Origin of the sequence: Modicisalibacter radicis (assembly GCF_900961225.1) — a bacterium.
GTDB lineage: Bacteria > Pseudomonadota > Gammaproteobacteria > Pseudomonadales > Halomonadaceae > Modicisalibacter.
In genome coordinates this window covers 140,490-151,983 of sequence record NZ_CAAHFN010000011.1, presented here as the reverse complement: position 1 = coordinate 151,983, position 11,494 = coordinate 140,490, and the positions used below count along the sequence as shown (strand labels likewise).

Here is an 11,494-nt window from a genome sequence, read left to right as displayed (position 1 = left end):
CCACCTGACCCCATGCCGAACTCAGCAGTGAAACCGCTCAGCGCCGATGGTAGTGTGGGGCTTCCCCATGCGAGAGTAGGTCATCGTCAGGCATTTATTTCGACACCCCCGGCCAGTGGTCGGGGGTGTTGTCGTTTCGGGGCTTCCCATGAAGCGTCGCGGAGCACCGCCCGGACGGAGTGCCGCCCGACGGAGCGCCGCCCGACGAGTGGCCGTCCCGACCTTCGTCAGGCCTCGTCACGAAAAAGCCCCCGGCCATCCCGGGGGCTTTTTTTATGCGCGGAATACGGTCCTGGTAACCGTCCGGTGAACATTCCTTCCGCGGAAGGCTCTGGCCGGTTGGCTTTCCCCTGGTTCAGGCCCGCTCACACTGTGAGAAACCGCTGCTTCATGCGCACTGCTCGGCATACGCTACCGGTGGCACATGATCCAGCGAGCTGTGCGGTCCCGATGGTGTTCGCCCATTGAATCCTTTCCGGAACGTCGCTGTCGAGAGTTCGGAACGAAAAAGCCCCGCCATTGAGGCGGGGCTTGAGTCTTCACCGCATGCTGCGGTGGAGAGGAGGCGAGCGGGCAGCTTACATCATGCCGCCCATACCGCCCATGCCACCCATATCCGGGGCACCGCCGCCGGCTTCCTTCTCGTCCGGATCCTCGGCGATCATGGCTTCGGTGGTGATCATCAGACCTGCCACTGAACCCGCGGACTGCAGTGCAGAACGAGTCACCTTGGCCGGATCGAGGACACCCATCTCGAACAGGTCGCCGTACTCGCCGGTCTGCGCGTTGTAGCCGAAGTTGCCTTCGCCATCCTTGATGCGGTTGACGATGACCGAGGCTTCCTCGCCAGCGTTGGTCACGATCTGGCGCAGCGGCGACTCCATCGCACGCAGCGCGATCGCGATGCCGTGAGTCTGGTCTTCGTTATCGCCCTTGAGGCCCTGCATCTTGGTCAGGATACGGATCAGGGCGGTACCGCCACCGGGCACCACGCCTTCTTCCACGGCCGCACGTGTAGAGTGAAGGGCGTCTTCGACGCGGGCCTTCTTCTCTTTCATCTCGACCTCGGTCGCAGCGCCGACACGGATGACGGCTACGCCGCCGGCCAGCTTGGCGACACGTTCCTGAAGTTTCTCGCGATCGTAGTCGGAAGACGTTTCTTCGATCTGGGCGCGAATCTGACCGACGCGCGCTTCGATGTCGCCCTCGGAACCGGAACCATCGATGATGGTGGTGTTTTCCTTGGACATGGTGATGCGCTTGGCACTGCCCAGGTGATCCAGGTTGGCCTGTTCGAGGGTCAGACCGACTTCCTCGGAGATCACGGTGCCACCAGTGAGGATGGCGATATCCTGGAGCATTGCCTTGCGGCGATCACCGAAGCCGGGCGCCTTGGCAGCCGCGACCTTGACGATGCCGCGCATGTTGTTGACGACCAGCGTCGCCAATGCCTCGCCTTCGATGTCCTCGGAGATGATCACCAGCGGCTTGCCAGCCTTGGCAACGCTCTCGAGTACCGGGAGAAGCTCGCGGATGTTGGAGATCTTCTTGTCGACCAGGAGCAGGAGCGGGTCTTCCAGCTCGACCGCCATGGTCTCCTGATTGGTGACGAAGTAGGGCGAGAGATAACCGCGATCGAACTGCATGCCTTCGACCACTTCCAGCTCGTCCTCGAAACCACGACCCTCGTCGACGGTAATGACGCCTTCCTTGCCGACTTTCTCCATCGCTTCGGCGATGATCTGGCCGATGCGAGCGTCGCCATTGGCGGAGATGGTGCCGACCTGGGCGATCGCCTTGGAATCGGTGCAAGGCACGGCGAGTTGCTCGATTTCCTTGACCGCAGCCGTCACGGCCTGGTCGATGCCGCGCTTGAGGTCCATCGGGTTCATGCCGGCAGTGACGCCCTTGAGCCCTTCGTTGACGATGGACTGGGCCAGGACGGTTGCCGTGGTGGTGCCGTCGCCTGCCACGTCGGAAGTCTTGGAAGCGACCTCCTTGACCATCTGGGCGCCCATGTTCTCGAAGCGATCCTTGAGCTCGATTTCCTTGGCGACGGAAACGCCGTCCTTGGTGACGGTCGGAGCGCCGAAGGATTTCTCGAGCACCACGTTGCGGCCCTTCGGACCCAGAGTGGCCTTGACGGCATCAGCAAGGACGTTAACGCCGCGCGCCATGCGCTTGCGTGCATCATCTGAGAACTTGATCTGTTTCGCTGCCATTTTCGTAACTTCCTGAAATTAGTGCGATGAACGAAATAATGATAACCGGGCGGGAACCTTTGAGGACCCGCTGATCAACCTTCAACGACGGCGAGAATGTCCGACTCGCTCATGATCAGAACTTCTTCGCCATCGATCTTCTGTTTCTCGACGCCAAAGCCTTCCTTGAAGATGACGGTGTCACCGACCTTGACGTCCAGCGGGCGCACTTCACCGTTATCGAGAATCCGGCCGTTACCGATGGCGAGGACTTCGCCCCGAGTCGGCTTTTCCTGGGCATTGCCCGGAAGCACGATACCGCCAGCGGTTTTCTGTTCTTCTTCGACGCGACGGACAACGACGCGATCGTGCAAGGGACGGATGTTCATTGCTCACGTTCTCCTGATGGTTGCATAACTCAAACGCATTTCCCTGATGAGCAAGGCTCACGGGCGGCGAGCGATACTCGCCAGTGTCATTGGTCTGCGGCCGGGCCGCCTACCGAAGCTTATCGCTGCTCACTTGATGGGGCCTCGACAAAGCCTTTCAAGGCCTTCCGATGAAAAAAATTCACCGCCGCGAGTCATCTCGGCCCAGAAAGTCTCCTTCCAGCGGACCGTCACGGCGGGCTGCCTCGTCCTCGGGCGCGTCGTCCCTGGAGGAGGACGGGTTGGCGGTGTCGCGCGTCGGGTCGTCGCTCCATCCTGCGTCGCCGGGCCGGTAACGGCTGTGCATTGAATACACGCTCATGCGACCGGGTAGCTTCTTGAGCAGCTTGCCGAGCAAACGCCGGGAATTCGGCAACAGGCACATGAAGCCCAGGGCGTCGGAAAGAAAGCCGGGCGCCATGAGCAAGGCACCGCCGAAGATCAAGGCGGCACCGGTCATCAGCTCGTCGGAGGGAATTTCACCCTGCGCGAACCGCTGCTGCGCGCGTTGGAGTGTCGAGACGCCTTCGCGCTTGACCAGATGCAGCCCGAGGAAACCGGTACCCAGCACCAGCAGCAGCGTGGTCAGCAGGCCGATGTGTGATCCGACCGAAAACAGGATGACGAAGTCCAGCAAGGCAAACAGCGTGAAGCACAATAAGATCGGCATAGGCTCTCCCATGAAGTCATGTAGCCGAGATGGAGGCACTGGCGCAAAAAAGCAAGTTTGCCGGCTCTGCTCGACGGCAATGATGGCAGGCATCGGGGAGGCCATGCTACCTTGCCTTATATTGCGCTGCACAATTGGAATGGCTTCGAGGAGGATGTCATGGAGCTTAATGATGCTGTCATAGCGATAACCGGTGGTGCCCAGGGGCTGGGCCTGGCCATGGCCGAATTGCTGGGTGCGCGCGGCGCGCGGCTGGCACTGGTGGACCGCGAGGAGGAGGGGTTGGCGCGGGCCGCCGGGCAGCTTTCCGAGCAGGGGATCGTCGCTGAAGCGTTCTTGGCGGATGTTGCCAACGAGGATTCCGTCGCACGTTGCTTCACGGAGATTCGCGATCGGCTGGGGCCGGTGTCGGGGCTGGTCAATAATGCGGGTATCACCCGCGACGGCCTTCTGGTCAAGGCGAAGGAGGGGCGGGTCGAGAAGACGATGTCTCTGGCCCAGTGGCAACAAGTGCTCGATGTCAATCTGACCGGTGTCTTCCTGTGCGGGCGCGAGGCGGCCAGTCAGATGGTGGAAAACGACCTGCAGGGGGTCATCGTCAATATTTCCAGCATCTCTCGTGCCGGAAACATGGGGCAGAGCAACTACGCCGCGTCCAAGGCCGGCGTGGCAGCGCTGACCGTGACCTGGGCAAAGGAGCTGGCGCGCTACGGCATACGGGTCGGCGCGGTGGCGCCGGGATTTATCGAAACCGAGATGACGTCATCGATGCGCCCGGATGTGCTGGAAAAAATTACCAGGGGCGTCCCGTTGGGCCGGCTTGGGCAGCCTGAGGATATTGCTCAGAGCGTGCGTTATATCTTCGAGAATGCGTATTTCAGCGGACGCGTCATCGAATGTGACGGTGGATTGCGCATCTAGGCATCGCATTCGTCGTAAGGGAAGTAGGGGAGTCGAAGCGAACGGGCGAGCCCTGCAGGCACGCCCGTTACGCGCGGATGACGGCTGAGCGGGCTAGAAAGTGACCTGATCGCGCAGGTCTTCGATGGTGGCTTCGCCGATGCCTTCCACGCGAGCGAGGTCGTCGGCCGTTTGATAACTGCCGTTGTCTTCCCGGTCGACGATGATGGCATGGGCCTTGACCTCGCCGATGCCGGGCAGTTGGGTCAACTCGGCTTCGTCGGCGGTATTGACGTTGATCTGGCTCGTCTCCTGGGCCATCGCTGTCGAGGACGCCAGGGTGACGGCTAGCGCGACGAGTGCAGCCTTGAGCAATTTGGCCATCTTTATCCCCCTTTGATCGTTGTGACGACGATTTACTGCTTGCTTGCGAGTTACCTTTCTCACCCTAAAACAATCGCCATGGCGGCGATGTTGGCAAATTCGTCATTTTTCGTAAGCGTTCGCCGATAGATAATGTCAGCCTTTTGCCACTATCCATCCGCTGTCGGGGGGCCGGCTGCAGCTCGCCGGGGTGGGGCTGGTATACTGGGATGGTCAATTGCTCTTGGAGTCCCCATGCTTAGTCAAACCACGCCGCTGATCATTGCCCTCGACTACGCGTCGCTGGATGCAGCCTTGTGCATGGCCGATCAGTTGGACCCGGCTCGCTGTCGGCTCAAGGTGGGCAAGGAGCTGTTCACTCGCAGCGGTCCTGCGGTGCTCGAGGCGCTGCACGGGCGGGGATTCGACGTGTTCCTCGACCTTAAATTCCACGATATCCCCAATACCGTGGCCGGGGCCGTGCAGGCGGCCGCAGAGCAGGGGGTATGGATGGTCAACGTGCATGCTTCCGGGGGGCGGCGGATGCTGGAGGCGGCCCGGGAGCGTCTCGATGCGCAGCGCTTCAGGACGCGGCTCATCGCGGTGACGGTCCTGACCAGCCTCGAGCGGCAGGACCTGGCCGAGGTCGGACTGGACGTGACGCCCGAATCGCAGGTCGAGCGCCTGGCGCAACTGGCCCGTCAGGCGGGGCTGGATGGCGTAGTCTGTTCGGCGCAGGAGGCGAGCCGGCTCAGGGAGCTGTGTGGCGAGACGTTTCTCAAGGTCACCCCGGGAATCCGCCCAGCGTTCGCTCGGCAGGGCGATCAGCGGCGTGTAGCCTCACCGGCCGAAGCGCTGGCTGCGGGAAGCACCCATCTGGTGATCGGGCGTCCGGTGACCGAGGCCAAGGATCCCATGGCGGCGCTGGAGGCGATCGAACGAGAGCTGTAGCGCCGTGTCACTCACCCTCCAGGCCGGTGATCGGCTTGATCATCCCCCAGCTGCGACACTGCGGACACTGCCAATGCAACTGGATGCCTTCGAAGCCGCAACGGTGGCAGCGAAAGCGCGGCCGGGACTCCAGCAATTTCCCGGTGTGTTGCTTGAGCAGCGAGAAATGCTGCTGCTCGGGCCCGGCTTCGGCAACGTAGAGATCCATCAGGTAGTCGATCCCGCGCAAGCTTGGGGTCGCGGCGAGCTGATCGCTGATGACATCGGCAGCCGCGCTGGTTCCTTCATGCTGCTCGGTTAGACGGGCCAGCATGATCACCGTGCTGATATGCGGCGCTTCGTTGACCCATTGACGCAGGCAACGCGCCAGGCCTTTTTCGTCCTCGAGCTTGAGATAGGCGTCTCGCAGCGGCTCCAGCACGATGGGCGTGAAATCATGGTCCTGGCGGGCGAGGCGCTGAAGCGTGCGAATCTCTGCCTTGTAATTGCCGGCTTCCCGCTCCAGTTCGGCGATCAGCCAGTTGGCTCGTACACAGCGGTCGTCGATGCTCAAGGCCTGGCGTAGACGCTTGCGAGCCAGGGCCGGGCTGACGGCGTGCATGTCCTGTTGGGCCAGTTCGCAAAGCCAGTGAGCGGCCGAGCGACGAACGTCGGCATCCTCGCGGATCAGCTGCGGCTGGGCCACTTCCAGGGCCTTGGCCCACTCGCGTTCGCGTTCGTAGAGATCCACCAGCAAGAGTTTGGCGGGTTTCAGTCGGGTCGGATCGTGGCCGCTCCGTAAAAGTCCCAGCAGAATCCTTTCGGCGCGATCCAGGAGCCCCAGATTCAGGAAATCCCGCGCCAATTCGAATTGGACCTGATCGCTTTGCAGTGCGCTCAATGAAGGCCGGGCCAGCAGGTTCTGGTGAATCTTGACGGCGCGATCGGCTTCGCCACGTGAGCGAAACAGATTGCCCAGGGCGATGTGTGTCTCGATGGTATCGCTATTGACCTCGAGCGCCTGGACGAAGGTCTCGATGGCCCGGTCGGGCTGTTCGTTGAGCAGGTAGTTGAGGCCGACGTAATAGTCGCGCGATAACGGGGATGCGCGTTGCTGGCGTCTTGCGTGACGGCGATTTTCGAGCCGTCCCAGCCACCAGCCGATGGCGATTGCCGCCAGTATCAGGGCCAGCAGCTTGAGATCAGGCATCTACGGGGTATCCTTGAACTCCTGGATGCGCAGCCGATCGAGTTCCTTGCGTTGTTGCTGGTTATGGCGCTGGGCGCGGGTAAGCAGGGTACGCAGGCGCAGATAGACACCGGTCATTGCGAGCATGCCGAGAATCACGCCGCAAGCGAGGGCGATGAGTAGCCAGAGCGACAGCGATGCCGGCGGCAACTCGACCCAGATCAAGTTCAAAGGCAACGCCTGCTGGTTGTTGACGGCGAAGAGGATCCCCAGCAGCAATACCACCAGCAGGATGATGGCGAGGAGCAGACCTTTGAGCCAGCGCATAGCGGTTTCCTTATGGCAGAACGGTGTCGGGCATCAGTAACCCAGCGCGCGGCTGGCGTTGACCTGTTCGCGCAACTCCTTGCCCGGCTTGAAGTGTGGCACGAACTTGCCCGTCAAATCGACCGGATCACCGGTCTTCGGGTTGCGCCCGACGCGGGGCTCTCGATAGTGCAACGAGAAACTGCCGAAACCGCGGATCTCGACCCGGCCGCCATCGGCCAGTTCGCCCGTGATATCATCGAGGATGATGCGCACGGCGGCTTCGACTTCCTTGATGGACAGCTCGGGCTGTCGCATGGCGATTTGTTCGATCAACTCGGACTTGGTCATCGCTTCCACTCCACACGGATGGCCTGCCTGCGGCAGGGCACGTCTTGTTGTTTTCGTCAGCATACTGCCCGAACCGTGAGAAAACAACGCACTAGCCGGCATGTACCGGAGCTGGCAGCCAAGACTGTCGTCACGAGCGTGTCGTGCTGCTTGCCCGGTGCGTATAATCACGATCCGTTTCATCCGCGCAAAAGAGGTTAATGGTGACCGAAGACACCACATTGAAGCGCCTGTACTGGCACTCACGTCGTGGGATGTGGGAGCTCGACCTGCTGCTGATCCCCTTTCTCGAGCATCGTTACGGCGATCTCGACGAGGCGGATCAGTCCGCCTTTCAGGCCCTGATCGAACAGGAAGACCAGGACCTCTTCATCTGGTTGATGCGCCGCGACTGGCCGCAGGACGACACGCTGCGGCGGATCGTCAAGATGATCGTCGAATATGCTGAGACGTCCGGTAACGATCAGTATCGCACCCTCTAGGCTGGGGCTGGCGTGCTCGACGCTGTTGGCACTGGCCGTGTGTGCCCTGGTCGCGTGCTATGGTCCGGCGTGGCTGGCGTTCGCTTCGAGCGTGACGATGGTCGTGGGGCTCTGCCGGGAATGGCGTCAGGCCCGTGCCCTGACGCTTCGTTGGGTGCCCGGGCAGGGCAATGGCTGGCAGCGCAAAACGGAACGGGGCTGGCAGCCGGTCGTGGTCTCCTGTGCCTATCTCGGTCCGTTCCTGGCGGGGCTGGACGTGGCGGGCAGGCGCCATTGGCTATGGGTGGACAGTGTCGAGTCCGGACAACGCTGGCATCTGCGTCGCCTGCTGCTCTGGAGCGAGTGAGTCGTGCGGTGCACGACTCGAGTCTCACGTCTGGATGGGCGGGTGATCGCGATTGTAATGCAGGCCGCGCGATTCGCGGCGCTGCAAAGCCGCTTCGACGAGTGCGGTGGCCACCGTCAAGGCATGACCGAGGCGTCGGGTCGCAACGGTCGGCCGGTAGCGCTCATTCAATCGGTCGCCGTCGCGCTTCAGGGCTTTCAACTGGTCTTGTGCCGTCATCAGGCCGGCGTCGCTGCGCACGATGGCGGCATGTTCGCTCATCACGTCGCGTAACCGCTCGAGCAGCGCATTCGCCTCTCCGTCGGGGGGCATTGGTGCCCATTCGTCGAGTGACGTGGCGGGGCATTCGCAGTCCAGCGGCCGGTCATGGTCATGGCGCAGTGCTTCGGCCGCGGAGCGCGCGAACACCAGGCATTCCAGCAGTGAGTTGCTGGCCATGCGGTTGGCCCCGTGCAGTCCCGTGCGGGCAACCTCGCCGATCGCATAGAGGTGCGCTATGTCGCTGGCGCCGTCGAGGCCCGTCGCAACGCCCCCGCAACTGTAATGAGCCGCCGGAACCACCGGGATCGGCTCGTGGCGGATGTCGATGCCGCGGGTCCGGCAATGCGCGACGATGGTCGGAAAATGGTGCTCGATGGTCTTCGCGGGCAGGTGCGTGATATCCAGTGCAACGTATTGGCTTCCCGCACGTTGCATCTCTGCCTGAATCGCTCGCGCGACGATGTCCCGCGGCGCCAGTTCGCCGCGTTCGTCGTAGTCCGGCATGAAGCGTCGCCCCTGCGTATCGCGCAGGACGCCCCCTTCGCCGCGTACCGCTTCGCTGATCAAGAACGCCGGGCCCTCGGGATCGTAGAGGCAGGTGGGGTGGAACTGCTGAAATTCCAGGTCGACCAGACGCGCGCCCAGTGCAGCGGCCATGGCCATGCCTTCGCCGCACGCCGGGTTGGGGCTGGTGGTGTGCCGGTAGAGGCCGCTGGCGCCGCCGGTGGCCAGCACGGTGTCCCGCGCCCGAAGCCGCTGCAGGCGGCCCTCGGTGTCGAGGCTCAATGCCCCGCAGCAACCCTGGCGATCGGCGCAGAGCTCGATGACCTGCTGGTCGGCGATCAGACGAATTCGTGGATGCGCGTTGGCCCGTGCGAGCAGCGTGTCTACAACGGCCCGGCCCGTGGCATCGGCGGCATGAATGATGCGTCGTGTGCCGTGACCGCCCTCGCGGGTCAAGTGATAGGGGTAGGGGGCGTCGGTTGACGTATCGCGGGTGAACGGCACCCCCTGATCGATCAGCCATGCGATGGCAGCGGGGCCGTGCTCGACGGTGAAGCGTACGGCTCGCTCGTCGCACAGACCGTCACCGGCGACCAAGGTGTCCCGCACATGCGCTTCAAGGGTATCCTGGGGGGCCAGCACGGCGGCGATCCCCCCCTGTGCCCAGGCGCTGGCACCGATCTCATCGCGCGTCGGGCGCAGCAAGGTGACGCAGCGGCGATCGGCGAGTTCGAGCGCTAGCGTCAGCCCGGCTACCCCGCCACCAATGATCAGCACATCGTGTTCACTTTCGGTCATCGCGATCGCGGCCTTTCTCTGGGGAGCCCTGCGGCTCGTTATCGATGCCGTCAGGCTCGGTGGTTCCGGTGACCAGGCGCCGTGCGTCGCTGATCAGGGTGTGATGGCTGGCACGGCGGCGCAATCGGCGGCTGGGCAGTCTGCGCAGTCCACCCAGGCGCAGACTGAGCTCGTGGGCAAGCCGGGCCAGTTCGCGATTCAGCCATAAATAGCCGCTGGGGCTGAACAGGATGCGGCCGTCGGGACCGCGTGCCAGCGCGGCCTGGTCGGCATAACGCTGCAGGTCGAACCGGCCCACCTCGACGTCGATCGGCTGGCCGGTGCGTACCTGGAAGGCCAGCGTGCCGAGGACCCTGGCCAGATGATGCTGTTCATCGCGCAAGCCGCTCATGGCCTCGATGCGATCATGTCCGTCGCGCGTGGTCCAGTGTGACTCCAGCAGCAGTTCGATGGTCGACAGCATGCGCCGCTGCAAGGACAGCAGGTCCTCGAGCTCGTCGCGGCGCAGGCGCCGTTCGCTATGAATGGCATCGACCAAGCCGCGCTGCTTGACGAGCTGGGCGGTGGTGGTCTTGAGCAGTTGGCGCGTGTCCAGGTCCTGGTCGCTGGTTGCACTGGTGTGGGCATGATAGAGCCTGGCCAGCTTGTCCAGGTTGTCGGCGAGCAGGAAGCGCAGTACATCGGTGGCTTTCTGCGGCAGCACGACCAGGGTGACCAGCACGCCCATCAGCGTGCCCAGCAGGACATTGCCGGCCCGCCACAGGGCGATGCTAAGGTCATGGTCGCCGCTACCCACCACCAACAGCAACGAGATGCCGAACATCAACGCGCTATAGCCATAACGTGTCGCGAAGGTGGCATGGGTGGCGATGGCGATGGCGATCAGTGTCCACACGGGCACGACGCCGGGCGGCGAGTCGGGGATAAGCATCAGCAGGATCCCCCACGATGCGCCGAGTACACTACCCAGCAGCCGCTGACCGCCCTTGTCGAGTACGCCGCCGATATGCGGCAGATTGCCCATCACCATCAAGGTGCTGACCAGGGCCCAGCTGGCGTGAGGTATCCCCAGCGTCTGAATGAGCAGGTAGGTCAGCGACAGGCCCAGGCTGGTGCGTAGAACGTGCAGGCGATGGCGATGGAAATAATTGAAGTAAGGGTCGCGCAATCGCAGCAGTGGCATGAGCGGCTGCCTTAAGGGGTGAAGATCTGGCGGAGCGGGCTTCTAATGGCCCTGGGGAAGCTCGCATTCTGCCTGATCCATCCCATGTACCGCAATTGCAAGCTAGCCTGATCAGCCACTTACCGCCGCACGGGAGGGCCGTGCCGAGTGCTGAAGCGCTCGGGGCAAGCGCTTCAGACGAGGGGCGTCAGGTTCCGAGGCTTTGCCGGCCGGGGTGGGCCAGGGCCTCTCTCAACATCGCCAGGTCGTGCTCGGAGTCGGACTCGATGAATCTTGCCAGGGTTTGTGCCGCCTCGTTGCGGATGCGGTCGTGTATATAGTCATCGTACGTGGTGACGAACGACTTGCAGTAGCGGCAGTGGAGCTTGTCGGCCGGCCTGGGGTCGCCCTTCCAAAAATTGCTTCCATTGCACTCCGGGCAATCGACTCTTCTTGAGCGATTAAGCATGAGGTGAGACCTCCTGTCTCGTTTACGATGCGCGCAGCCTAGCAGGGCCGGGTGACATTCTGGTTAATTCAGGTTGATGAGCGACGAATTTTTTTATCAACAAAAACAAAAATTTACGAAGTCCTGTCGTGAAG

Annotated in this window: 14 protein-coding genes and 1 rRNA gene; 5 read left to right on the top strand and 10 right to left on the bottom strand. The window is 62.6% G+C overall.

Annotation, left to right across the window (positions count from 1 at the left end):
• Positions 1 to 92: ribosomal RNA gene (gene rrf / locus HR9077_RS00815) — 5S ribosomal RNA — on the top strand; the annotation flags it as partial.
• A 486-nt stretch (positions 93 to 578) separates the two neighbouring features.
• Here rrf and groL read toward each other — a convergent pair.
• The 3 genes from groL to HR9077_RS00800 form a co-directional block, all read right to left on the bottom strand.
• A complete protein-coding gene (gene groL, locus HR9077_RS00810) occupies positions 579 to 2,222 on the bottom strand; it encodes a chaperonin GroEL (RefSeq protein ID WP_136064137.1) in 1,644 nt (547 codons plus the stop codon).
• Between the two features lie 74 nt (positions 2,223 to 2,296).
• Positions 2,297 to 2,590: a co-chaperone GroES gene (locus HR9077_RS00805; protein WP_136064135.1), complete on the bottom strand. Its 294-nt coding sequence runs from the start codon at positions 2,588 to 2,590 to the stop codon at positions 2,297 to 2,299.
• A 181-nt stretch (positions 2,591 to 2,771) separates the two neighbouring features.
• Positions 2,772 to 3,299, bottom strand: coding sequence for an FxsA family protein (locus tag HR9077_RS00800; protein WP_136064132.1), 528 nt, complete (start codon positions 3,297 to 3,299; stop codon positions 2,772 to 2,774).
• Between the two features lie 159 nt (positions 3,300 to 3,458).
• Here HR9077_RS00800 and HR9077_RS00795 point away from each other — a divergent pair, with 159 nt between their 5' ends.
• On the top strand, positions 3,459 to 4,220 hold the full coding sequence (locus tag HR9077_RS00795; protein ID WP_136064130.1) for an SDR family oxidoreductase: 762 nt from the start codon (positions 3,459 to 3,461) through the stop codon (positions 4,218 to 4,220).
• Between the two features lie 93 nt (positions 4,221 to 4,313).
• Here HR9077_RS00795 and HR9077_RS00790 read toward each other — a convergent pair whose 3' ends face one another.
• Entirely contained in the window at positions 4,314 to 4,583 is a 270-nt protein-coding gene (locus tag HR9077_RS00790) for a ComEA family DNA-binding protein (RefSeq protein WP_136064128.1), read from the bottom strand.
• Between the two features lie 234 nt (positions 4,584 to 4,817).
• On the opposite strand from HR9077_RS00790, the gene pyrF reads away from it, so the two are divergent.
• Positions 4,818 to 5,513 (top strand): orotidine-5'-phosphate decarboxylase, encoded by a 696-nt coding sequence (gene pyrF, locus HR9077_RS00785; protein ID WP_136064126.1) that lies wholly within the window; start codon positions 4,818 to 4,820, stop codon positions 5,511 to 5,513.
• Positions 5,514 to 5,520: 7 nt separating this feature from the next.
• On the opposite strand, the gene lapB is transcribed toward pyrF, so the two are convergent.
• The 3 genes from lapB to HR9077_RS00770 are packed head-to-tail and all read right to left on the bottom strand — an operon-like array spanning position 5,521 to position 7,338.
• Positions 5,521 to 6,702 carry a lipopolysaccharide assembly protein LapB gene (gene lapB / locus HR9077_RS00780; RefSeq protein WP_136064124.1) on the bottom strand — a complete coding sequence of 394 codons (1,182 nt, stop codon included), beginning with the start codon at positions 6,700 to 6,702 and terminating at the stop codon, positions 5,521 to 5,523.
• Positions 6,703 to 7,008 carry a lipopolysaccharide assembly protein LapA domain-containing protein gene (locus tag HR9077_RS00775; protein ID WP_136064122.1) on the bottom strand — a complete coding sequence of 102 codons (306 nt, stop codon included), beginning with the start codon at positions 7,006 to 7,008 and terminating at the stop codon, positions 6,703 to 6,705.
• A 33-nt stretch (positions 7,009 to 7,041) separates the two neighbouring features.
• The gene (locus HR9077_RS00770; RefSeq protein WP_031383865.1) at positions 7,042 to 7,338 is read right to left on the bottom strand and encodes an integration host factor subunit beta; all 297 of its coding nucleotides are present in this window, start codon (positions 7,336 to 7,338) and stop codon (positions 7,042 to 7,044) included.
• A 254-nt stretch (positions 7,339 to 7,592) separates the two neighbouring features.
• Between HR9077_RS00770 and HR9077_RS00765 the strand changes: the two genes are divergently transcribed.
• On the top strand, positions 7,593 to 7,820 hold the full coding sequence (locus HR9077_RS00765; protein WP_458692902.1) for an FAD assembly factor SdhE: 228 nt from the start codon (positions 7,593 to 7,595) through the stop codon (positions 7,818 to 7,820).
• The gene (locus HR9077_RS00760) at positions 7,780 to 8,166 is read left to right on the top strand and encodes a hypothetical protein (protein WP_136064118.1); all 387 of its coding nucleotides are present in this window, start codon (positions 7,780 to 7,782) and stop codon (positions 8,164 to 8,166) included. Before HR9077_RS00765 ends, HR9077_RS00760 begins: the two co-directional genes overlap by 41 nt.
• Positions 8,167 to 8,190: 24 nt before the next feature.
• On the opposite strand, the gene nadB is transcribed toward HR9077_RS00760, so the two are convergent.
• From nadB to HR9077_RS00745, 3 genes are all read right to left on the bottom strand, one after another.
• Complete coding sequence (gene nadB / locus HR9077_RS00755; protein WP_136064116.1) at positions 8,191 to 9,729, bottom strand: L-aspartate oxidase; 1,539 nt, start codon at positions 9,727 to 9,729, stop codon at positions 8,191 to 8,193.
• Positions 9,716 to 10,912: an FUSC family protein gene (locus tag HR9077_RS00750; RefSeq protein WP_136064114.1), complete on the bottom strand. Its 1,197-nt coding sequence runs from the start codon at positions 10,910 to 10,912 to the stop codon at positions 9,716 to 9,718. The genes nadB and HR9077_RS00750 overlap by 14 nt, the downstream gene beginning before the upstream one ends.
• A gap of 187 nt (positions 10,913 to 11,099) precedes the next feature.
• The gene (locus HR9077_RS00745) at positions 11,100 to 11,360 is read right to left on the bottom strand and encodes a hypothetical protein (protein WP_136064112.1); all 261 of its coding nucleotides are present in this window, start codon (positions 11,358 to 11,360) and stop codon (positions 11,100 to 11,102) included.
• Between the last annotated feature and the right edge of the window lie 134 nt (positions 11,361 to 11,494).